This window comes from Bacteroides sp. OM05-12, from assembly GCF_003438995.1.
In the GTDB taxonomy this organism is placed as follows: domain Bacteria; phylum Bacteroidota; class Bacteroidia; order Bacteroidales; family Bacteroidaceae; genus Bacteroides.
The window spans coordinates 200,468-227,431 of the sequence record NZ_QSUN01000001.1; the positions used below are offsets into that span (position 1 = coordinate 200,468).

10 protein-coding genes are annotated in these 26,964 nt (G+C 38.2%); 9 read left to right on the plus strand and 1 reads right to left on the minus strand.

Features of this window, described 5'->3' with window-relative positions; all coding sequences use genetic code 11:
• Positions 1-29: 29 nt before the first annotated feature.
• Positions 30-1,826: a translational GTPase TypA gene (typA, locus tag DXB63_RS00730; RefSeq protein WP_122124451.1), complete on the minus strand. Its 1,797-nt coding sequence runs from the start codon at positions 1,824-1,826 to the stop codon at positions 30-32.
• 154 nt (positions 1,827-1,980) lie between these two features.
• On the opposite strand from typA, the gene rpsO reads away from it, so the two are divergent.
• From rpsO to DXB63_RS00775, 9 genes are all read left to right on the plus strand, one after another.
• Positions 1,981-2,250 carry a 30S ribosomal protein S15 gene (gene rpsO / locus DXB63_RS00735; protein ID WP_122124683.1) on the plus strand — a complete coding sequence of 90 codons (270 nt, stop codon included), beginning with the start codon at positions 1,981-1,983 and terminating at the stop codon, positions 2,248-2,250.
• Between the two features lie 127 nt (positions 2,251-2,377).
• On the plus strand, positions 2,378-4,279 hold the full coding sequence (locus DXB63_RS00740; protein WP_122124452.1) for a DNA topoisomerase IV subunit B: 1,902 nt from the start codon (positions 2,378-2,380) through the stop codon (positions 4,277-4,279).
• Positions 4,280-4,283: 4 nt separating this feature from the next.
• Positions 4,284-4,736, plus strand: coding sequence for a pantetheine-phosphate adenylyltransferase (coaD, locus tag DXB63_RS00745; protein ID WP_122124453.1), 453 nt, complete (start codon positions 4,284-4,286; stop codon positions 4,734-4,736).
• Between the two features lie 18 nt (positions 4,737-4,754).
• Positions 4,755-6,332 carry a S41 family peptidase gene (locus DXB63_RS00750; protein WP_122124454.1) on the plus strand — a complete coding sequence of 526 codons (1,578 nt, stop codon included), beginning with the start codon at positions 4,755-4,757 and terminating at the stop codon, positions 6,330-6,332.
• Positions 6,333-7,557: 1,225 nt separating this feature from the next.
• The gene (locus DXB63_RS00755; protein WP_122124455.1) at positions 7,558-11,964 is read left to right on the plus strand and encodes a hypothetical protein; all 4,407 of its coding nucleotides are present in this window, start codon (positions 7,558-7,560) and stop codon (positions 11,962-11,964) included.
• Positions 11,965-11,979: 15 nt separating this feature from the next.
• A complete protein-coding gene (locus tag DXB63_RS00760; protein WP_122124456.1) occupies positions 11,980-21,828 on the plus strand; it encodes a LamG-like jellyroll fold domain-containing protein in 9,849 nt (3,282 codons plus the stop codon).
• Positions 21,829-21,833: 5 nt separating this feature from the next.
• Entirely contained in the window at positions 21,834-23,312 is a 1,479-nt protein-coding gene (locus tag DXB63_RS00765) for a hypothetical protein (protein ID WP_122124684.1), read from the plus strand.
• Positions 23,313-23,327: 15 nt separating this feature from the next.
• A complete protein-coding gene (locus DXB63_RS00770) occupies positions 23,328-24,464 on the plus strand; it encodes an OmpA family protein (protein WP_122124457.1) in 1,137 nt (378 codons plus the stop codon).
• A 686-nt stretch (positions 24,465-25,150) separates the two neighbouring features.
• The gene (locus DXB63_RS00775) at positions 25,151-26,920 is read left to right on the plus strand and encodes a tetratricopeptide repeat protein (RefSeq protein WP_122124458.1); all 1,770 of its coding nucleotides are present in this window, start codon (positions 25,151-25,153) and stop codon (positions 26,918-26,920) included.
• The last annotated feature ends 44 nt before the right edge of the window (positions 26,921-26,964 follow it).

The window sequence follows — 26,964 nt, forward strand, 5'->3', positions numbered from 1 at the left end:
CTTTCTTATCTCACTTTATATAGATAGATTTATCTTCCGGCACGTTTACGTTCTGTTTCATCCAGAATAATCTTACGCATACGCATACTTTTCGGAGTAACTTCTACATATTCATCTTCTTTGATATACTCCAATGCCTCTTCCAACGAGAATACTACCGGAGGAATAATCTTCGCTTTATCATCCGAACCGGATGCACGCATATTTGTCAGTTTCTTAGACTTAGTTACGTTCACTACTAAATCATTTTCCTTTGCATGTTCGCCTACAACCTGTCCGGCATATACTTCGTCTTGCGGGAAAATGAAAAAACGCCCGCGATCCTGTAACTTATCAATCGCATAAGCAAAGGCTGTACCTCCTTCCATTGCAATGATAGAACCATTGGTACGACGTTCAATATCCCCTTTATAAGGTTGGTATTCCTTGAAGCGGTGGGCCATAATTGCCTCTCCTGCCGAAGCAGTCAACACATTCGTACGCAAACCGATTATACCACGTGAAGGCATATCAAATTCCAAATTAACACGGTCACCTTGCGTTTCCATAGAAACCATTTCGCCTTTACGGCGAGTTACCATATCAATCATTTTACTGGCATACTCTTCCGGCACGCTGATAGTAAGTTCTTCTACCGGTTCACATTTCACACCGTCAATTTCTTTATAGATTACCTGCGGTTGGCCGATTTGCAATTCATATCCCTCGCGACGCATAGTCTCAATCAACACGGACAAGTGAAGCACACCACGTCCGAAGACCGTCCATTTGTCCGAATCAGCACTTTTTACAACACGCAAAGCTAAGTTCTTATCAAGCTCTTTCTCCAAACGGTCGTTAATATGACGGGAAGTTACGAACTTACCTTCTTTACCAAAGAACGGAGAATCGTTAATAGCAAACACCATACTCATAGTAGGTTCGTCAATTGCGATTGGTGGCAATGGTTCCGGATTCTCAAAATCACAGATTGTATCACCGATCTCAAAACCTTCAATACCGATAACGGCACAAATATCTCCCGAAGAAACTCTATCGGTCTTCTTGCGTCCCATCCCCTCAAAAGTATGAAGCTCTTTAATTTTCGCTTTCACCTGAGAACCGTCTCTACGCGAAAGGGTTACATTCATACCTTCGGTCAATGTACCTCGATGAACACGTCCGACTGCGATACGTCCCGTATATGAAGAATAATCAAGTGAAGTAATCAACATCTGCGGAGTACCTTCCAAAGCTTTTGGAGCAGGAATATATTCCACAATGGCATCCAATAACGGAGTAATGTCTTCTGTCTGTTTTTTCCAATCATCACTCATCCAATTATTCTTTGCAGAACCGTATAGAACCGGAAAGTCCAATTGATCTTCTGTCGCATTCAGACTGAACATCAGATCAAACACCATTTCATAGACTTCTTCCGGACGACAATTCGGCTTATCTACCTTATTTACCACAACAATCGGCTTCAATCCGATTTGAAGTGCTTTTTGAAGTACGAAACGAGTTTGAGGCATCGGACCTTCAAATGCATCCACCAAAAGAATGCATCCATCTGCCATATTAAGCACACGCTCTACTTCTCCACCGAAGTCCGCGTGTCCCGGAGTATCAATGATATTTATCTTTGTACCTTTGTAATTGATTGAAACATTCTTTGAAAGAATCGTTATTCCCCGTTCACGTTCCAAATCATTGTTATCCAGCATCAATTCACCTGTTGACTGATCATTACGAAATAAATGTCCCGCCAACATCATTTTATCGACTAGCGTCGTTTTCCCATGGTCGACATGGGCGATAATTGCAATGTTTCTAATATTTTGCATACAATACCTATAATTTGGGTGCAAAGTTACGATAAAATCTGGAATTGTATATTCTTTATTATTTATTTCTCTCAAAACCTTGTGATTTAAAAGATAATATGTATCTTTGCACGCTCAAAAGAATTATATATTTAATAACAAAGTCAAAAACATTATGTATTTAGACGCAGCTAAAAAACAAGAAATCTTTGGCAAATACGGAAAGTCTAACTCTGATACTGGCTCAGCTGAGGCCCAGATAGCATTGTTTTCATACCGTATTGCTCATCTGACTGAGCACATGAAGCTCAACAGAAAAGATTATAGCACAGAAAGAGCTTTAACCATGTTGGTAGGTAAACGTCGTAGTTTACTTAACTACCTGAAAGATAGAGATATCGAAAGATATCGTGCTATCGTTAAAGAGCTTGGACTTAGAAAGTAAGAAATTACTAGCGAAAGTATTAAAAGCCGTTCCTTTAAAAGGAACGGCTTTTTTATTTCTTTTCCGGCACTCTCCTTTTCCGAAAAAAAATATATCTTTGTAGCATTGCATAATATATTAATGTAAGATGGAAGAATTAAATCTACAAGAAATAAATCAACAGGAAGTAACTTATACCGAAGAGAACATCCGTCACCTCTCCGATATGGAACACGTGCGTGTACGTCCGGGTATGTATATCGGACGTTTGGGCGATGGTTCTCAAGCTGAAGATGGTATTTATGTCTTGCTCAAAGAAGTGGTTGACAACAGTATCGATGAATTTAAAATGGGTTCGGGCAAACGAATCGAGATTGTCATAGAAGATAATCTGCGTGTATCTGTCCGTGACTACGGACGCGGTATTCCGCTGGGAAGTTTGGTCGATGCCGTATCCATGCTGAATACCGGAGGAAAATACGATACTAAGGCTTTTAAGAAGAGCGTAGGTTTGAATGGTGTCGGCGCCAAAGCCGTCAATGCTCTCAGCTCCCGTTTCATTGCACGAAGCATCCGTGACGGACAGATGCGTGAAGCTATATTTGAACGCGGAGAATTAATCAGTGATACTACTACCGATACAAATGAAGAAAATGGAACTTACATCTTCTTTGAACCAGATAACACTCTTTTTCTGAACTATCATTTCAATTCAGAATTTATAGAAACGATGTTGCGTAACTATACCTATCTGAATACCGGATTGGCAATTTTCTATAACGGGCACCGCATCATTAGCCGTAACGGTCTGGAAGACCTCTTGAACGACAATATGACTGCGCCCGGGTTATACCCGATTGTCCATTTGATTGGTGAAGATATAGAAATAGCATTTACACATACTTCTCAATACGGAGAAGAATATTATTCTTTCGTCAATGGTCAGCATACCACACAGGGCGGTACACATCAAAGTGCTTTTAAAGAGCACATAGCACGTACCATCAAAGAGTTTTTCGGGAAAAACATGGAATTGCAGGATATTCGTAACGGATTAGTCGCTGCCATTGCCATCAATGTCATAGAACCGACATTTGAGAGTCAAACCAAAATCAAACTAGGTTCGCTTTCCATGGCTCCGGAAAAAGATTCTGAAGGACGTCCTTATTCATTGTCCGGTGTAAGTGTCAACAAGTTTGTCGGTGACTTCGTTAAAGGTCATGTGGATAATTTCCTTCACAAGAATCCCGATATTGCGGAAGTCATGCAACAAAAGATTCAGGAGTCGGAAAAAGAACGCAAAGCCATAGCCGGAGTTACGAAAATGGCTCGTGAACGTGCTAAAAAAGCAAACCTTCACAACCGTAAGCTACGTGACTGCCGTTTCCACCTGAACGACAACAAAGGAGACAAGCAAGAAGAATCTTGTATTTTTATCACGGAGGGTGATTCTGCAAGCGGTTCTATCACTAAAAGCCGCGATGTGAACACCCAAGCGGTGTTCAGTTTACGTGGTAAGCCCCTAAATTCATACGGCCTGACCAAAAAAGTAGTTTATGAGAACGAAGAATTCAACCTTCTTCAAGCTGCCTTAAACATTGAAGAAGGTATGGAAGGATTGAGATACAACAAAGTAATTGTGGCTACGGATGCCGACGTAGACGGTATGCATATTCGCTTGCTTCTCATTACTTTCTTCCTCCAGTTCTTCCCCGACTTAATCAAGAAAGGACACGTGTACATTTTACAGACCCCTCTGTTTCGTGTGAGAAATAAAAAAGAAACAATCTATTGTTATTCGGACGAGGAACGTCAAAATGCGATAAAGAAACTGAATCCGAATCCGGAGATTACTCGATTCAAAGGATTGGGAGAGATTTCACCGGACGAGTTTAAACATTTCATCGGCAAAGATATGCGTCTTGAGCAGGTTTCTTTGCGTAAAAACGACTTAGTTAAAGAACTTTTGGAATTCTATATGGGTAAGAATACGATGGAAAGACAGAGTTTTATTATAGATAATCTGATTATAGAAGAAGACGTAGCATAAAAGAATGAGAAGAGCAATATTTCCCGGAACGTTCGACCCGTTTACGATCGGACATTACTCCATTGTAAAACGAGCGTTAACGTTTATGGATGAAATTATTATCGGCATCGGTATCAACGAGAATAAGAAAACTTATTTTCCAACCGAAGAACGGGTAGAAATGATACGCAGGCTCTACAAAGACGATCTTCGTGTAAAAGTTCAAGCTTATGACTGCCTGACAATTGACTTTGCCCAGCAGGTGGAAGCCGCATTCATCATTCGTGGCATCCGTACCGTCAGTGATTTTGAATACGAAGAAACAATAGCCGACATCAACCGTAAACTTGCCGGAATAGAAACTATTCTACTCTTTACAGAACCGGAACTGACTTGTATCAGTTCTACTATTGTAAGGGAACTACTCACTTACGGGAAAGATATCAGTCGTTTCGTACCCGAAGGTATGGGCATATAAAAAGAATACAAAGAACAAATGAGAAAAATAATCGTATCTCTCTTTTGCCTGTTCGCATTAAGCTTGCAGGCGCAAAATTATGGTTCATCGGCTGCAAGGAAATTACAATTAGCAGAATTTGCTATCGCAAACCTTTATGTAGACGAAGTTGATGAAGACAAAATTGTGGAAGAAGCTATCATTAAAATGCTGGCACAACTTGATCCGCATTCGCTCTATTCCAATCCCGAAGAAGTAAAGAAATTAAATGAACCATTGCAAGGTAACTTCGATGGTATCGGCGTACAATTCAATATGGTACAAGATACGCTTTTTGTTGTACAAACAATATCCGGAGGACCTTCTGAAAAGGTCGGTATCTTAGCCGGAGACCGTATCGTAATTGTCAACGACTCCACCATTGCCGGAATAAAAATGAGTACAGAAGAAATCATGAGAAGACTACGGGGACCAAGAGGTTCTAAAGTAGACCTCAAAGTACTTCGTAGAGGGGTCAATGAGCTACTTCCTTTCACCATCAAACGCGACCGTATTCCTATTTATAGTATCGATGCAGCTTATATGCTTAAAGATAAAATCGGCTACATCCGTATCGACCGTTTTGGGGCAACTACCTCAAAAGAGTTTTCCGATGCACTGACAAAACTAAAGAAACAAGGCATGAAAGACCTGATTCTTGATTTGCAAGGAAACGGTGGCGGTTATTTGAATGCAGCCATTGATTTGGCTAATGAGTTTCTAAATACAAAAGATTTAATTGTTTACACAGAAGGAAAACGCAATCCACGTAGTGAATTCTATGCAAAGGGTAATGGCCAGTTCCAAGACGGGAAACTTGCCATATTGATAGATGAGTTTTCCGCCTCTGCCAGTGAGATTGTCACCGGGGCTATTCAAGATTGGGATAGAGGAATTGTAGTAGGACGTCGTTCTTTCGGGAAAGGATTGGTACAAAGACCTGTCGACCTGCCGGATGGCTCAATGATTCGTCTGACGGTTGCCCGTTACTACACTCCATCCGGAAGATGTATCCAAAAGCCCTATACCAACATTGAAAAATACAACGAAGATTTAATAGACCGATATAATAAAGGTGAAATGTCTAATGCCGATAGCATCCATTTCCCGGATTCTCTACAGTATACAACAAAAAGATTAGGACGAACGGTTTATGGCGGTGGCGGTATTATGCCGGACTATTTTGTCCCTATTGATACGACACGTTTTACCAAATATCATCGTCAGTTAAGAGATAAAGGTATTATTCTACAAGCAAATCTGAAATTTATCGAGAAGAATCGCAAAGCATGGCAAAGCAAATACAACAAATTCGAAGATTTCGATAAAAAGTTTGAAATAACCCAATCGATGCTGGATGAATTGATTACAATGGCAACAGACGCTAAAATAGAATTTAATGAAGAAGAATATCAGAAATCTCTTCCATTGCTCAAACTACAGCTCAAGGCATTGATAGCAAGAGATCTTTGGGATATGGAAGCCTACTTCCGCGTAATAAATAAAGCCAATGAAAGCGTGACAAAAGCTGTGGAATTATTGGAATCTAAAAATTTTATGCTGGAAAAGAAGAAATAAGATTTCAAGATATAACAAAAAGGGATATTCAGAATCTTCCCTTTTCCAATGATTTGAGAAGCAGAGATAAGACTAGATTTATCTCTGCCTTTCATTTTTTATTCAAGTCCAACATTATCATGTTAAGATATATAGTATACAAAAATATTAAATAGCAATCAGTCTTCACCTGATATTTATAGGATAACAAACATGGAAATCTCTTTCTGTGCATATTTTCACAATTGCATTCAGGTTGCCTTCACCCTTCACGGTTGGACATAAATATCTACTGAATAGCAAGTTACGGTGAAAGTACTTTTTTTTAGTTAAGAATGGAGAGTTGAGAATTGAAAGTTCTTTTTGCTCTCCCATTTTTACTATCACAAACGGCAGTAAAAAATATGTATTCACCGCAATTTATTATGTATCAACGTTGTACGTTCAAACCGTGAAGGAATGAAGGTAGTTTCAACCTTTTTTAATTACGTCAAATAAACCCTAAAACCATCACCGGAGTCTGTAAAATCCACCTTGATGTTTTTCACAAACATCAGGTTGATTGAAAAAAACATCAGGACGTTTGCAGACAAACATACGGTCGATTGATTACAAACTCCTATTGTTTGCAAATGATCGACCATATGCTGAATAATAGGTATCAAGCAATAAAATATCGGGTAGACCCTTTTATGAATCACATAAGGGGGCGTTACCTTCCACTTAAGGGAGCGTTAGCCTACATCTACTGGAGCGTAAGACATCACTCCCTTAGGCATTTTAGCTTGCTCATCCAATCGATTATGTGCATTAATAAGTAATATAATTGTAATGTACTGATATATAAATCAGTAATATATGACTAAATTATACAACTTTTGGACTGAATTATACAACACAAAACTTGTTTTAAGTTTTATTTCTTTAATAAGTTTTACTTTTGTAAAATAGTGTAAACTGTCAAGTAAGAAATGTGCTTAATTATTAATATTCGTTACATGGGAAATGCTTCTTTAATAACCATCCCGATACTTCCACTTGCAATCATTGCATTGTTTAGTAAAAAATGTTTTTACTACAAAGGATGTAAGAATGTACCGGAATTATTGCTACCTGAAATAAAAACAAAAAATGGTTTCCCATAACTTTTTTATCCGATAGAAAAAAGCATTATTGTCTTCCTACCTCTATATAATTCAAATATTCAAAAAAGAAAATCAAAGAATAAATTTTAATATATCTGTTTATGAAAACAAAAAAATTACTCGTAACTTTAATCTTATTGTTCGTAGGAGGCATCAGCGCTTTCTCACTGACAAACAATTCGCCGGGAGATGATAATCCTGTCGATAAAAGCAAACTAACGGATGCGCTGGCATTAGCAAAGCAAAAAACAGAAGATACCGATAAAAAAGAGTATTATCCGAAACTCGATAGTTGGGAAGCATATAAGGATGCGGCTACGATAAACGAGAAAACTGATGCAACCGAAGTAGAGGTTGAGAATGCAACATTAACGTTGAATAGAGCAATCAAGAAAGCTCCATTTGACTACGTACTTGCAAACATTGATACCTGGTATGAAACATATTATGGAGAAAAGCCCGTTGAAGCATCAGATCCGACAGGTTATGCTGCTTATATGAAAGTGTGGAATGAATCGGACTTTAAAATTTTAAAAGAAACAGCAGATAATATTTTAACCAACTATCAAGGACAGGAAGAAAATATTAATGATGAGGAAATTGATGGTGGAGAAGACATAATAGATGAAGATAAACTAGATGATAACGGTAAGCCAACAATAACTCCCGGAAAGCCGGGAATAATACAACAGAGTAAAGACTGCAGAGACATAACAGCATTATTTACGAATAAAAAAGCAACCTTAGAAAGCCGAATTGACACTATTGATGGTAACAAAAAATACAATGAAATTAGAAATAAAGAAAATTATACAATCCCTAAAGGGTGGTATACTAGTAAACCAGACTTTTCTTACACCGATCATAACCTGACAAGTGTCATTTTGTATATTAATTATATAAATGACGAAATCAGCTTTGTTGATTTAAAATCAATTTATCTATCATCCATAACTTCAGCAGAAAAAGAAACTAACAGCTATTTTACAGAAGAAGAACAAACAGAATCAAACGAAGCATGGAAAGGTGCTATTCAAGCTGTTAATAACTTCGAAACAAAAATAAACGGAGCGGAAATAAACCCGGCTTCCGGTCAATATACATTTAACGACACTATCTATTCTTCATTAATAGATATGCAGAAAAAAATGAATGAAGCTCAAGCTGAAATTCTCAACATAGCAACTCAATTGGAAAATAAACTGTCCGATTTTAAAACAGAGTTGCAGAAAGCTATCAATACAGCCAAAAGACTATATATGCAATTAAAAAGTTCGGAGGATGGTGAAAGTTCATATCAAAAACTAAATAAAGCCATTACTGAAGCCGAAAAAGAAGCAACGACCTCTACGAAAATCCTCTCAACTTATCAAAATGCCATCCAAGCTATCCAAAAAGTCTACCAAGAATCAAAAAACTATTATGACGGTTTGGTAGAACAACTCCAAACAGTAACAGATGCAGCCAAGACTAATAATCAAATATGGTCGGATGCTGCACTTGGTACAGAAATAGCAACGGCAGAAGGAATTTTGGAGAAAGCAAAATCAATAGAAACAGCGGAGATAGAAATAGTCAACTCTACTACCCGACTGCAGGACGCAACCTCATTGGCCGACAGCAAATTCAAAATGAATAAAGGAGTTAATACGTTGAAAACCTACCAAAGTATATATGGTGACGAGGATAACGCAATGGCAACTCTAATTACAGAAGCAAATAATGCTGCTACTATTGTTGATATTGAGAATTTAATTTTAAGAATAAATACAAAGATTACTGATACGGAAAAGGCATGGACAACGGCAAAGACAAATCTTGAAGACAAAATAGAAGCCTCGAAAGCATACTACACCAATAGCGGAGCCATTAAAGATTTGGAAGAGCTAAAGGAGGCTTATGAACAAGCTCAAAACATATTAACTGACAATAGCCAGGAAAATCAAAGAAATATCAAAGCTCTAAGTGATGCATTTACTGCATTGAATGAAGTATTTATACGTTTAGGAGGAGAATCAGACCCCTTTGAAGCGCGTCAGAATCTTATCAGAAAAATCGATGAAGCTAAAGAATGTTATGCTAAATATAACTACGAAAGTTTGGGAATAGTCATCCGGACAGCGGAAAGTTATAAAAACAGTGATACAAAATATATTTTGCAAGAACAATTCACACTTTTAGAAAAAGAAATCAAGACAACCAAAGAACAATACACAATAATTATAGGGCGTCTGGATACACAGTATAAAGTAACGAATGCAAAAATAAAAGAACGGTATGCTGATGAAGATATACCTCAAGAATATAAAGACAAGCTGGAAGCAGTAGCTGCAGACTTAGCGGCAAAAGAAGAAAGTGGCGATGAAGATGAAAGAGTTTGCACGGATATCCCGACGCTGCAAGGTTATTACAGCTATCTTCAAAATATAGTGTCGGATACCGATGCTCAATGGAACAAAGCCATAAGCAATTTCTGGGATGCAATTCTTGAAGCAGACCTTAAATTCAGTTCAAATTATCCGGATAACGAAATCCTGAAAAAGGCGATTGAAGATGCTCGGGCAGAATATGATAAAATTCATGACGACTACAAAACGATTGCTTCAGTACAGCAATTACAAAAAAACTTGGATCTGGCATTGGCTACGGTAGAAAGTGCCGACCGTAGAAATATTGCAGACCAATTTATCAAAGAATATAACGAAATTGATGCAAACTTTCAGACATACGGATCGGACGAAAAATCTCCGAATACCTCTAATGCTAAGGTTTATTTAAATGAAAATCACGATCTGTTTGAAGAACTGAAAGGACAAACCATTATCTATTCATTAAATGAACTTACTGAATTTGTAAATGAAGCTAAGCAGGTGAAAGAAGCCTATCTGCTATTTTGTAAAGTAGCTGCAACGTTGGATACTACTATTCTGAATGCGACAGAATACAAAACCAAATATTACGGTGATGAATCGGAAACCGGATTAGATAAAGCCATTGAGCGTGCAACATGGGCAAGACAAGAAAGTTTCTGTCTGGATTCTATCGAAACCAGCAATTTTGCCCTGAAAGATACCATGGCTGTGACAGAACGGCTATATAGAAATACTCTTTCCACCATGAAAGTTGCCCGCAATACGGCTAAAGCAAAACATAATACATATTATGGAAGTAATGTCACTGAGTCAGAAATTATGACTGCATATAATGAAGCCGAACAACTGCTCACTGTAACTCTTATCAGACAGTTAGAGGCTATGACCACGACACTCAACGAATGTTATAGAGAAGCTGAAAGAATATGTACGGAAAAAGAGTTGGAAATCCAACGATTGATAAATCAGGCCGATACACTGAATGTACTGATGGCTGACGAAATATTTGATGAAACGATAGCGGAAGCTGTCAATGCCCGATACAGTAATGACGGACGTATTTCGGCAATAGGCATACACTTGGAATCGTTACAAACAGCATTCGATTTGCAATGCCAAAAATATGATGATGCAATCACTGCTTTGCAGGCGACATTAACAACCGCAAAAGAGTTATTGGGCAAACAAGCGAATGAAGCATTGGGGGTAGGTATAGCAGAAGCCGAAGCCATTGCAAACAAAGCGGATAAGACAAGTACGAAGGCTTCCACTTACAAAGAGTTGACCGATGCTAACGAATCGCTCAAAGCAATCGTGGAGAGTATCAATCAAGAAATAGGAAAGAAGCTGGAGGAAGCGCATAACAATTTAGTTCAGGCACGCGAACAAGCTCTGGCTAAACACAATCTTTATTATGGAATAAAAGAAACCGAATCGGAAATAATGGAAGTGTATAAAGAGTCGGAAGCCTATCTGGAGTCCGATAATCTGAATGATATACTTGCTATGATTGATTCTGTAAACAACAGTTATACAGCGGCTTCCGTGAGTTGTGCACAGAAAGAAGCAGAACTGGATAATCTGATCCGCAAGTCAAGCCCATTGGCTACACTGATGGAAGATGCGGAATTTGCGGAAATAATCAAAGTCGCATCTGACTGCCGCTACCGTCTGGATGGAAGAATCCTTGCCATAGATTCTATTTGTCCTTCGTTGAAAGAAACTTATACTGACAATAGCACTCGATATGATGATGCAGTTTATGAACTGGGAGATTCCATTGCAGAAGCCCGTTTATTATTGACAAAAATGAAAGATGAAATACTGCAAAATGCAATAACTACAGCCGAGCAAGCATTTGCCGCTGCGGGAAAGACATCTGCTGCCTCAACCAAATATTCGGAACTGACCATACAGATTACAGCTTTGGCAAAAGAAATGGAGAGGGTGCGCAAATTGATCGAAATCGCTACTTCCATCGATGCTATAAATATAGAAGATAAGGAAGTCGAAATCTATACAACGCAAGGATTCCTTGTGAAACGGGTGAAACTATCGGATAACGATCCGTTCCGGAACATACCTGACGGTGTATACATCGTAGATGGTAAGAAAGTATATATTCATGCAAAATAATAAAACAATAAGTATATGAAACACAAGTATTTTAAATGGTTATGTTTGCTACTGATGCTTTTAGGTATATCAAAAGTACAGGCAAACGATATCTACACAAGTGATATCCAAATTAGTTCATTCTATACATCGGATGGTATATTAGAAATAAGAATTCCGATTTATGATGATGATGGGGCAGATGAAGGTTTGGATTACAAAGCTAATTCATACATTAATGTTACTATTGATGGTGTTAACAATGGGAACCCAATAGAACTTTGTCGGATGTATTCTTTCAAGGGCGATGGAGATCCTCAGGGATCTGCCAGTTGGTATTGGGTGAAAATTAAAAAAACTCAAGGATATGATAAAGCTATCACCAAGATGACAGCTAAAGGTGATGGCAATGATGAAGTAGTTATTGGAGATGGTTATACACAAGTTAATTCTGATAAAAATGGTAGCACCAAATCATTTGCATATTTAAAATTTTATATGAACGCTAATGTACTGGAAAAAAGCGCAACTTTTAAGGTACATTTGAGAATTGATAAGAATAATAGCAATGGTGACTATGATCTGGATGCCAGCTCCACGTCGATAAAAATGAATGGTATTCCTACGTTAGATGTAGGTGCATTAACTAATACAGGAACATCCGGAGAGAAAAAGGTCACAGCAAGAGCAACAGGAGGAAGCGGAAACAGCTATGACGCAAATAGGGTGTATATAGGAGAAAGCGGTAGCCTAGCCCAGCGCACTAGTTTTGAAGAAACTTATACAGTTACAGAAGATGTACAAAACAAGTCGATTTACCTTGAATATCGTATGAGTGAAAATAGAACAATAAGGCGGACAGAATCTTTTGCAATACCACAGTATCGTCATATTAACTCTTTTAAAGCCACGAACGGTCCTAATGGTAGTACAAAGCTGGAATGGGGATTGGCAGGAAAAAACGATATAACACCTAGAGAAGACACCGGTGAATTCATTCTGATGAAAAAAGTAGGAACGGGTAGTTATCAACAATTTAAAACACTTAATAATTCTACGTTTACAGATACTGATAATGAGACAATAAATACACCGGAAAAGATTTCTTATAAAATTTATTGGTCTAAACCATGGACTGACTATCTGGCTAAAGAAGTTGAGATAGATAAGACCGGTCAAAAGCATGCCAAAGTTACAGAGTTTACCAGTGGTAAATTGTTAACTCAAAGAAATGTAGAATTAAGATGGAAATGGAATTACGATGAAAAAAGTACTAATACGGTATTGACTCCTAAATCTAAATTCATCCTGATTCGCGAAATCTCTCTTGATGGGAAAAACTTTAATGTCGATGAAACGATAGAATTAGAATGTGACAAATTTAAGAACTCTGAAATATGTATCGATACGGTTTCCATTCCTCAAAGTTGTGTGCTTTATCAATGGAAAATCCAACTTAAACCGGGAGAGACTTACAGTTCAGAACCGGAATTAAAGGTCTTAAAATATTATATTACTAAAAAAGATCCGCTGACAGGTAAACCAATAGAAGGTCAGTTTAATGAAACCACAGAAGGTATTAATGATAAAGAAGTGGCCAGTCTGGAATATTTCAATTCTTCACATGGCTACTATGGCGACCGTGTGGAACTTGACTGGAAATTGGATCAAAATTCCGGTTCTTTGGATGTATTCTCCGTTCAACGTCGCGAATACGGGGAAACAGATACCGCATTGAATCCGTTTATTCAGATCGGTACGGTAGATACCTCCAACGGTATCATCTATTATTCATATACAGACACCAAGGCCGTACCGGGTGTAATGTATGAATATCTGATAGAAGGAACAAAAGAATGTGCCAATGAAGAGGTAAAGACTCAAAATTACAGTTACGGATTCTGTACACCTACGGGTAATATCTACGGACGTATAACTTTCGACAGTGAGAACGGACAAGCTGTACAAGATGCGGAAGTACGTTTGGAAACGACAACAAATATCATTGGTAAAAGTTATCATTTCAAAGGAGACTATTTCCTCGAAGTGAATGACTCGAAATTCCTTGATACGGAAACAGACAGCCTGTCATTCCAGTTATTCGTGAAATTTGAAACTCAACCGAGCTCAAAGATGTCATTGCTGGAAAAGGCAGGAATGTATGAACTATATGCCCAAAACAATAAATTGCATTTCAATGTAGGTAACCAAACCTTAGATGCGACCAAGGACATAACAGCTCTTACAGCTAATAGCAGTTTTATACAAATAACCGCTATTTGTGCCGGTGATTCCCTGTTCCTTTACGCAAATGGAGAAAACATTGGGAAAGTACAACGTACAACAGGAAAATTAGCAGCATCTTCTAATGTATTTACGATGGGAAAGAGCTTGAAAGGCTACTTAGATGAAGTACGTGTATGGAACAAGCCATTAAGTAAGGAAGAGATTAAAAAGACCTTCGACCGTTATCTCGCAGGTGACGAAGAGGGACTAATTGCTTATTGGACGTTCAATTATGCAACTAGTAAGGAATTCTATGACTTTGCACATGAAGGAACCAAATTCTATATGAATGATGGTAAAATTCGCAGTGGTGCTATATTTATTGAAAATGCCGAATTGTCCAATAAAGCAGAAAACAACCCGTCACTCAATCAATTAGGCTACAAAGATTATACGAACAATGACGGTTCCTATTATATTACAGGAATCCCCTATGTGGGAAATGGAACACTTTATTCTATTATCCCAAGATTGGGAGTGCATGAATTCTCACCGACAAAGTCACAAGTGACCCTAAGTGCAGGGAATGTGAACCATAGCGCAAATTTTGTGGACAAATCCTCGTTTCCGGTAAGTGGTACAATTACTTATAAAGGAGGTACAATTCCGGTAGAAGGCGTACAATTCTATGTTGACGGTGTAGTATGTTCAGACAGCAAAGGAAACATTGTCACAAGTGATGCAAAAGGAAAGTTTGCAATTTCCGTTCCGGTAGGTACACACGAGGTGAAAGCTCATTTAGCAAACCACGTATTTGCAAATGAAGGTAGACTAGTGGACGATTATGGAAATGATATCAATTATCAGGATGATCGTTATTCCACTGTGAAAATTACAGATAACACTACCGTACGATATATTGGTCGCGTGGCCGGAGGTGCAGTACAAGAAGCACTGAAGGTGGGACATTCATTGTCGAAAAATAATTTGGCAGATAATATCACCATCCAATTAACGTATGAAAATGCAGCTTACAAACTAAACAGCAATCCATCTGATAGCCTTGAGGTGAAAACTCATTTCCTTCCGGGAAATTGGAAGGATGAACACAAACAGGCGAATACAAATACTGTATCCTATCGTGGCTCAGGCAATGTTGTTACAATTACTCCGAATGCTGAAACCGGTGAATTCGTAGCAGATTTGCTTCCGATCAGTTATGCCGTAAAAGTAAACGTTCCGGGGTATAGTAATATTTCCGGCAACAACTCCAAACTCAATTTGGCAGATGCTTTTGTAAGCCAGTCTGAAATAAACAGTTATGTTGATTCTATATTAGAAAAGAACAAATATAAAGTAACTAATTACAACGATACGGTTACCTATAATAAGAAACAACAGTTCATCGCTCGTGTGAAACCTACAATTAATGTAGAACAAGTTGATGGAGTTACTCCACTTGAATACTTCGGCGATGAGCAAACCTCTTTCTTAGGATCAGATGGTTCCGGTAGCGTCAAACTTTATGAGAATGGTAAATATCTACTAGGATTGCCATTATTCACACAAGGCAATACTTATAAGTTAAAGGCTTCGGTATACGAAGAATATCCATATTACAAAAGTAATGGCGATATAGATGAAGATAAACAAACTGACAAGGTTCCGAGTCAGGATGCTGTACTCAACTTTCAGGCTACTATGCGCAGTTCCAATGATTTCGAAGAAATAGAAGCAGACTCCACAGGTGTTGCTTATTGGACATTTGTAGCAAGTAAAGTCGATCTGACAAGTGCCAGTGCCAACATTAATGTAAAGGCAACGGTAGGAAATAGTGATAATGCTACATCTATTGCATGGACCAGTCCGTTTAACGAGAATAACCTTGTCATTGCAAAAGGATCGGTAAGTAAAGGAAACAACTTCATTACTGGAGGACCGGATAAAGTCTTGGCTGTGTTGCGTGACCCACCGGGAAGTAACTCGTTCTCCTTCTTAGAAAAAGGAACAACTTTCACCGAAAGTTCTCAATACACAGGAGGAATCACACAGGAAGGTAATGAAAACCTTAAAACAAACATTGGTTACGAACTGACCACTTTCACAGGGGTCGGAGTAGGTACTATTCAAACAGTAGAACAAACTAATTCCGGTGAAGTTAAAATCGAACATTCGGAAGAATGGACCAATGCACATACCAAATCATCAACAACCACTACTTCAACCACTATTTCTACGAGCGCTGAAGAAGATTATGTGGGTGCTATGGCAGATGTATTCGTAGGATATTCAACCAATATATCTTATGGATCTGCAGATGCAATTACATTAGTGTCAAGAGAAAAATACAATGCAGATCCGAGCTTCTATCCAATTGTATATAAAGAAGTCGGTGATTATGTATTAGTACAGACCAGTGCATTTGAGGCAGGAACCAACTTCGGAACAATGTTTGCATATCCTCAGATGTATATAAAGGATTATTTGCTCCCGAATATGGAAACATTACGTAACAGCTTCCTGCATCCACAGGGCGAAATGTCCGAAGCTCGCTTCCAAGCTGAAGCCAATGCTACAGGAAAGCCGATTTATGTATCCAAGCTACCTGCAGATGATGAAAATTACGGCAAAAGTAATCTTGACGAAATATTTAAAAATGAAGATAACTATTATACCAAGCCGGAGCAAAGCGTATTTGATGGGCCTAGTTACAAGATCTATTATCCAGCTAACGCAGAACAAAGAAGCGATACGATTAACTTCCTGAACCAATCCATGGATAAATGGATAGAACGTTTGAAAGATAATGAGAAAGCGAAAGTAGAGGCTATAACTAATGGAGAAGTTTTACAAAATTATTCCTTGCAAGCCGGAGCCTCCATCGAATATTCCAAAGGTTACTCGAATGTAGATAACAGAACCAATACATTTAATATTGTAATCGGAGGCGGATTTGCCAACGATACGGAATTTAATGCATTTGGTACGGGCTTTGTATTTGAGTTTGAAGAAAAAATTTCTACTACACAAGGTGGTGAATTTGAAAAAGAAGAAGAAGCGACAACAACTGTGGGCTTCACGCTTGCCGATAGTGGAAATGATTATTTTACTGTCGATGTATATCGGGAACCGGGAGGTGATAATGAAGAGGCCGGCTTTGAGGATATTAACTCAAAGGACCTGAACTTATCTACCTTTATCTTCCGCACACGTGCCGGAGCAACCAGCTGTCCGTACGAAGATGAAGAAGTGACTGAATTCTATAAACCGGGAACGGTTATCAGCGAGAAGACACTTCAAATAGAAGTTCCGGAAATTGCAGTGGAAAATGAATTTATTGATAATGTTCCTTCCGGTGAACCGGCTTATGTAACATTGTATTTACGGAACAACTCCGCTATCAATGAAGACGGATGGTTTGATCTGATTATCGACGACCAAGCCAACCAATTAGGAGCCGGATTGAAAATGGATGGTGCCGCTATCGGAAACGGACGTACAATTCTTGTTCCTGCCGGTGAAACATTGACCAAAATACTTGAAGTAACAAAAGGTCCGGGGTTGAATTACGATAACCTGCAGTTGGTGCTTGCCTCACAATGTCAAGGTGACCCGACAGGCAATTTCCCGGCTATCGCAGATACCGTTAGTTTCAGCGTACACTTCACGCCGAGTTGTTCGAATGTTACCTTAAAAACTCCGGCTAATAACTGGACATATAATACAAATATGCCAACTGAGACAAACAGTGCCGGTATTGAAGAACATTATATGAATGTACAAATCACAGATTTCAATGTGAACTATGATAACTTCAAGTCAATCAAACTGATGTATAAGCCGAGCAGTAATTCTGATGAAAATTGGATTACGTTAATGAATTACTTCAATAATGAAGAATATTACAACGAAGCTGTCAAGAATGGTTTGAATGCCGAGATGATTAAATCGGAAGACAAGGGAACCATTACTTACAAGTGGCATTTGGATGATATGCCGGATCAGAATTATGATTTGTGTGCCGTTACCGTATGTAATATTAATAATGTGGATGTAGAAAACTTCTCTCCTACTTACTCTGGAGTGAAAGATATGTACCGTCCGCGTTTGTTTGGTACACCTCAGCCGTCTAATGGAATCCTGACAATCAACGATGATGCGAAGATTACTTTCAACGAATCTATTGCTGCCGGTTATCTGACGGAAAATAATTTCGAAGTAACCGGAATTAAGAATGGAACAACAACGGATCACTCTGTTGCTGTAGAGGTAGATGGAAATGATACTTTCGTAAGTGAATTGAACCGAAGCTTCCGTGCAAAAGACATCACATTCGAAGCATGGGTAAAACTACCTGTCGATCAAAATGCAACATTCTTCAAGCATGGCAAGGACGATGACCAATCATTGAGTTTCGGTATCACAGCACAACGTCAACTGACAGCAACCGTCAATGGCAAAGTTTATACAAGTGAAATAATTACGACCAATGATTATTTGGACAATTGGATACATGTAGCCATGGTATTGGATCAGCAAGAAGACGGAGTTTCAACAGGAAAACTTACACTTTACTGCAATTTCGTATCTTATCTGGAAGTAACCGGAGTACCGGCTTACACGCAGACTTCCACATACAGCATAGCTAACAGGTTGAACGGACAGATACACAATATCCGTATTTGGACGGAAGCGCGTTCTTCGGGACAAATTCAAGTACAAAGCAATCAGTTGTTGAGTGGAAATGAAGAGAACTTACTCTCTTACTATCCGATGGACGAAGCGATGGGCACTGTACTGAAAGATAAAGCACGAGGCTTGAATCTGGCAATGACCGGAGGTACGTGGATATTACCGGAAGGAAGAAGTGCCGTACTTAACGGAACGAATTCATATTTGAAGATTAACTCTGGAGGTTCTATCGTTATTGATTCGGATAACGATTATACAATTGAGCTTTGGTTCAAGGGAGACAATACAAACAGTGATGCAACACTTCTTGCCAACGGAAAAGCCGATGGTACGGATTGGGGCGGTTCTGAGAATTTGTTCTTCCTGGGATTTGAGAACGGAGTACTTACTTATAGGAGTAACACTCAGAATCTGACAGGAAAAGGTAATTATCTGGATGATAATTGGCATCATGTAGCTGTAGCTGTTAACAGAATGACCAGTCGTGCACAACTTTATGTAGACGGAACCTTGACCGCTTATGCCGATGCTACAGCATACGGTAAGATCGGTTCTGCATACATTTATGCCGGTGTCACCCCTCTTGCCATTAACGGAATGAATAATACTTATGTAAACTACTTCAACGGTAGCATAGATGATGTACGCTTCTGGAATCTGTATAAGAACGAAACTTCCGTAAAAGAAGGAATGACAACAAAACTTGATGGATCAGAAATGGGTCTGTTGGCTTATTACCCGTTCGAGAAACATACAGTTACTTCACAGAACATTCCTGTAGTACGCTTCTCATTGGAAGATGCAAAAGTTCCTGCTGCAACAGCGACTAAGACACCTGATGCTACCGCAGTAATCGGAGAAACAGAATTTGCTTCTATTACCGAAAGTAACCGACTTACAGTGGAAGATGCATTTATGACATCGGCCATTGCTCCGGTGAAAGATAAGGGTGGCGTAGTAGATTTGTTGTTCGACTTTGTTGTTAACAATGATGCTTTAATTGTTACACTCAAGGAAGATGCTGCCAAGATTGAAAAGACCACCGTTACGATTACCGTATCGGATGTACGTGACCTGAACGGTAACAGCATCTCCTCACCGATTACTTGGACGGCATATATTGACCGTAACCAATTGAAATGGGGTGAAGATGAAATCAGCCTTGTCAAGAATGTAGACGAGCCTCTTACTTTCACAGTCGATGCAGTTAATAAGGGAGGTTACACGGAAGATTATACAATTTCCAACAATCCGTCATGGATGGATGTAGAACCTACTAATGGAACCCTCACCGCTACAAAATCGCAAGCTATTAAGTTTACTGTTGATGAAAGTGTTAATATCGGAACCTATAACGAAGTCATTTACCTGACTAACAGCGAAGGTGTTTCCGAACCACTTAACCTGACACTGAAAGTAAACGGTATCAAACCTGATTGGAGCGTTAATCCTGCCGATTACAAGTTCAATATGAACGTATACGGTAAAATGAAGATTAATGATAAATTCTCGAATGATACGGAAGATATACTTGCTGCTTTTGTCAATGACACTTGTGTAGGTATTGCCAACAACCAATATATTAAGGTAAATGACACCTATTATGCTCTGCTTACTATCTACAGCAATGTGGCATCAAGAGACAGTCTCGATTTCAAGATGTGGGATGCTTCTACCGGAACTACTTATGTAGCAATGCCGGAAAAGAAGATTTCCTTCAAAGCAAATTCAATTATCGGTACTCCGGTTGATCCGATTGTATTCTCGAACCTTGATTTAGTTCAATTAGATATTGCATTGAACAATGGTTGGACATGGACTTCGTTTAATGTGACGAACAAGAATATGGAACAGATTTCAAATGTACTCAAAAACAACAAATGGCTTGCCGGTGACGAAGTGAAGCGCGAAGACGGTGGAGTTGCCACTTATGGAACAGAAACCGGTTGGGTAACCGACTCACTCCGATCATTCGACAATAAGGGTATGTTTATGATTCGTTCGTCTTATGCACAGACATTAAGCGTAATCGGTACACCGGTAGATGTAACAGAGGAAGAGAATATACTTACAATCAACAGCGTCAATAAAGACAAAATAGCTGTATGGAATTATATCCCATATCTGGCACAGAATAATCTGACATTAAACGAAGCACTTGCCGGTTACGAAGCCAATGAAGGCGACGTTATCAAGAGTCAAAGCGGATTTGCAATGTACAACAATAATCTTGGCTGGATAGGTAGTCTCACTTATATGCAACCGGGACGTGGATATATGTTACAACGTGTCGGCACAACAGATGCTACATTACAGTATCCTTCTGCCAAGACACAGACAAACCGTGCTGCAACAAGAGCTATCGAAAGTAAAGATGAGGCTATGGAAGATCTTGGATACGAAAATAGTAATTATTCACGTACCATGTCAATGGTTGCCACTGTTGCTGGAGTAGAGGTTAATGAAGGTGATGTACTGAAGGCTTATGTGAACGGAGAACTTCGCGGTGAGTCACCGATCATTTGTAGTGATGAAAATGAAAAGCCGTTATTCTATCTTTCTATTGCGGGTAATATTCCTGAAAATATTGACGTAACGATTGAAAGAAATGGTAAAGTTATCGCAGCAGCAAGCGGTACAGCTACATTCGATGCTGATAAAGTGGAAGGTTCGTTTGAAACACCGGTAGTAATTACATTCGTCGATAATAACAACATGACGGTATATCCTTCTCCATTTGTTTCAGAACTCTTCATCAGGAAGCAAGTTGCCGAAGATGATAACGTCACTGTAACAATCAGCGATGTGAAGGGTTCTGTCATTGCAATCTTCGAAAATTGTAATAAAGACGGACAGGTAAATATCCATTGGACAAATGCAGCTAACTGCACTCCGGGTGTGTACATCGTTAATATCAATGTAAACGGCGAAAACAATATCTATAAAGTAACTAAAATCAAAATTTGATGAATATGAAGTTTAGAAATTTAAAATATGCTATGTACGGTCTGGCTTCGCTTCTTTTTGTCAATTGTACGGAAGAAGACAACAAAGTTAAAGTACCGGAATATACAAAATTTGAAAATCCGGAATGGATTGTGGCAGCGGGACCGGTTCCCGCTACCGCACCTACCGATTGGACTGTTGAGTTCACCGGAGGGGTGAATATGCCTGAATGGCAAAAATTGGCAGCTACTCCTGCGGAAAGACCAACATGGACTGTACCTGATATGCACATTTATCCGGCAAGTATGACTGCCATCATCCGGATGTCCGATTATATTCAACCTTCTATAAGTAGCGCAGATCTATTAGGTGCATTTATCGGGGAGGAATGCCGGGGAATAGCTTCTTATCGGAATGGTATCTATCTGATACAAATTAAAGGAGAGCCAAGCGAAATGAGAAATGTGGAATTCAGATATTATTGTAATGCCACTAAAGAATTATTTATCGCTGCCGACAAAATTACCTTCGAATCGGATATTACCTTAGGTACTGTGGACAATCCCAAGACCTTGACATGGGATTCACAAAGCGATCTCCCCTACTACATGGATTTAAATGTAGATGTCGATTTGAGCTCTTTCGATCAAGGTGCCGTTACTGCCGACGATATTATCGCGGCATTCGTCGGAGATGAATGCAGAGGTGTGGGAAATGCACTGGAAAAGAATGGGAAATATACTTTCAGTTTCAGAACATGGGCTAAAGATAAAAATGAAAAACTGACTTTGAAATATTATACTTCAGCCCTTAAAGACACTTACGTATATGGAGAAAAAATAGAGTTCCGACATACGGAAGAAAAGAATATCACCATGTCTTTAAATGAGCAAGGCTATATGGATATGTATGTCAGTTTGCCTGAAGTCTTATTACCTTATGTTTCAGACAACGATAATCTGGCAGCTTTTGTGAACGACTATCCATGCAGTATCATACAGGATAAGCTTAACGGACAATATCTGATAAAGATGAAAGGAAGCAATGGAGATAAAGTTTCTTTCCGTTATTATTGCGATAAACTGAAATATATCTTCACAACAGAAAACTGTACCTCTTATACTGATGCCTCTTCATGGGGAAGTGCTACCGACTATCAAGTGCTTCCGCTAAAAACCGATTATAAATTGGTGAATATGCAAGCTGTATTTATGGTGGAAAGTTATAAGGCAATCAACACAGAATTGACCGAAGGAGACTTAATAGCGGCTTTCATCAATGAAGAATGTCGCGGGGTAGCAACAGGGAAAATGTATGAAGGAAATCTAATCTTTGAAATGGATATATTAGGAACATTAGGAGTAAATGAACAATTTACTTTAAAATATTATCATCTTGAAAATCAATATATGTTTACCTGCGCAAGAGCTTTCGATTTCGAAGTCGGCAGTAAATTAGGGAATAAGGATGTTCCACAAGGAATCACATTGAAAGTAATCGAATAACAACAGGCTAAACATATGAAAATAAAAAAAATAATCATAATTGCTCTGCTCCTGATTACAGGAGCGGGCATTTCAGCCCAAAACGAAAAAGACTATTCCATTTGGAAAGACTTTGATAATAATCTCTATGTAGATGGCGGCATAGGTATACAAACACTTTTTACATCCGATTGGAAAGAACTGTCGTTTGGAAAACAACTGACTCCTTCTTTTCATTTAGGCATAGGTAAATGGATAAATCCTTTTTGGGGAATTCACTTATCCGCTTACGGATACAGTTACAACGGATATAGAGCTACTCCTTTAGGTGAAATGGAGCCTTTCTCTCCATTAAACAATGTCGATTTGGATTATGATGGAACATTCCGTTATTATCTACGCTACATGGGATTAAGAGCTGACTTTCAGTTTAGCCTGCTCAATATGATTGCAAGTAAAGAACGTCCGGATAAATTGTATGATCTGGTACCTTTCATCGGATTCGGTTATATGCATATGTTCCCTTATCGTGGAACTACCAAAGAGAATATGCTGACAGGGCATTTGGGATTACGTAACCGTTTCAGTATAAATCGGTACATAGATATTAATCTTGATCTTGTCGGACAAATTTCCGACAATTATATGCATCCGGTCAAAAGAAAATATGCAACTTCTTTGGCAGTAAATGCAGGAGTAAGTTTCTATTTTGGACACAGGACGTTCCGCAAACCGGTTATGTATGTTCCGGTAGAAGCCGTTCGCTACTTAAACGATACAATATTCGTACGGGAAGTTCCGGGCAAAGAAAAGGTTATCGAAAAAGTACTTGCAAACAGAGCTAATGTCGTAATGGCATCCATTCGTTTCGATCTGAATGATTATATTCCGAGAAAAGGTCAAGAAACTCAGCTTATAGAAGTTGCCCGCTTCCTGAATAATAATCCGGATGCAGTCATCCGAATTGAAGGCTATGCCGATGCTACTTCCGGTTCACGCCATTATAACAAAGAGTTAGGACAGAAACGTGCCAATAGAGTAAAACAAATACTTGTAGACAAACACAGTGTTAATGCAGACCAGATTAAGACAATAAGCATCGGTGACAACGAACAGCTTTATGACGACGATTCTACTTGGAACTGTGTAGCTATCATAAGATTAATCAAATAAAATTATTTCTTATACAAACCAGAAAGACCATGCCGAATATAATTTCGGACATGGTCTTTTTTATTAATAGGATAAGCCTAAATCAGTTTGTTCATAAAATCATGTATTTCTCGGTTCAGTTCTTTTTCCTTGCTAATATGCTATTCAACATACGGTCGATTGTATGCAAACGTACGGTCCTTTGTCTACGAACTCCTATCGTTTGCCAACAATCGACCGTATGTTCATTTACAAACGACCTTAGAGTTTTTTACAAACATCAAGGTGTTTTCAGAAAACATTAAGGTAGATTCCTGTAGACTTTACTGATATTTTTATCAATTTGCAAGTGAAAACAGTATAGAAAAACATATTGTTCTCATCCATCCTTCAATCCTTCAGTATGTAAATTCTTGTTTGATTATCAGTACATTATCCTGAACCTTTCCCATGAAAAAGATTCAGCAATATTCAGTCGAAGACAATACCGTATTCTTCAGCTGAAAGATAGCATCATTCAGCCTAACTTGTTATGAATCAAGTATAAATTTGTAAGCTGAAGGATGAAAGATGCTTAGTCCCAATAAATATCGGGTAATAAAACACCAAGACGTTTTTATAAATATAAAGATGATTATTTCAAACATAAGGATGTTTATTGCGTATCACAAGTAAATCTCTTATTTTTGCATAATAATATCATTTTAATGAAAAAAACAATCCTAATTTCACTGCTTCCGGTAGCTATCGTCATAGCCGCCTTTCTATACATACATCACAGCAACCGCCAAATACATGACAATCTGTTACTGGCTGATAAACTCATGGAAGAGCATCCTGACAGTGCACTACATATTCTGCAAAGGATAGAAAATCCACAAAATTTTCAGAAAGAAAACCTCGCTTTGTACGCCCTGTTACTTACACAAGCAAAATATAAAAACGAAATTCCGGTAGAAAATGATTCGCTCATACGCTTCGCGGAACAATATTACCAAACGAGCAAAGACTCTACCCGAAAAGCATGGACCTATCTTTATATAGCACAAGTATTTCGGGATATGAATGAAAAGAAAAAAGCATTGGCTTATTTTCAGAAAGCAGCCATCGCCGCAAAGGATGATGAAAACAGCAGATTGTCATTCTTAATCTATCATCATTGGGGAAGATTATTTCAAGACCAAGCACCCTACGAAGAAGGAATACAAAAATTTAAAAAAGCGTTGGGAAATGCGGAATCTCGAAAAGATACCTCAGATATTATTTATACATTGAGTGATCTAGGCTGGAGCTATGTATGGAAAGGGGATTACAAAGAATCTAGAATTTATTTCGAGAAAGGAATAAAATTGGCGCAAACCGTACAAAATAATTCTATGCTATCCTTACTATATCACCATTTAGGGATGTCTTTCAGAATGGATAACCAGCTGTCAAAAGCTTTATTATATACCGATAAATCACTTGCGTATGAAACTGATTCCATCAATATGTTACCTACTTTATCCATCAAAGGAGATTTATTCATTAAATTAAATCAACTTGATTCTGCTAAATATTATCTGGAAATAAGTAAAAACGACCGTGACTTTTATGCCATAGCCAACTATCACAATGATATGTCCAACTTAGAAGAGAAACTGGGAAATTACCGGAAAGCATTAGAACATCGGAATGCCTATTGCACTTATATTGATTCCATTGAACATTCGGAAAGAGATCAAAATCTGATGGACTTGCAGAAAAAATATAATTATTCACAGGTAGAAAATGACAATCATCAATTAAAAATAAAAAATCAGACACACAAAATCATTACCCTGATAATCGTTATCGCATTAATCATTTTCATTTCTATTTTCTTCTTTCTATATAATAAGGTAAAAAACAGAAAAGAAAATATCATCCGGGCAAAAGATGCTTTATTACAACAAAATGTCAGGCAGTTGCAGCAAAGAACAAACGAATTACTGCTAAGCAGGCAGGAACTGCAAGAAAAAGAAAATAATTTGAGGGCATATATCTTAAAAGAAAAAGAATTGCAGGAAGATATTTCCGGTAAAGAGGATGAACTGCAACACTATATGCAACAGCAACAAGAATTGAGAGATAAGATATTTAAGACCAATGAAGTCATACAAAAAATAGAAACCATTAGGAGGATGGATATTTGCAAAAAAATAAACTCAAAAGATGAATTAGTCTTATCTAAACAGGAATTTGACAACATGATTTCTGCCATTAATATCAATTTCAAGAATTTTGCTAAACGACTTTCCAAAGAATATCCACTACTCACTAAGGTAGATCTCTATATTTGTTGTCTCCTTAAACTGAAAGTACCCACACAAGACATTCTATTTTTAGTAGGAATCAATGAAAGTACATTGAAAAAACGGAAATATCGTATTAAGTGTGAAAAAATGAATCTGGACAAGGATGGTCTTTCTTTAGAAGAATATTTATATAATTATTAAGCAAGAAATAGCGATTTTATACCTGTATTTTAACCATAAAAATG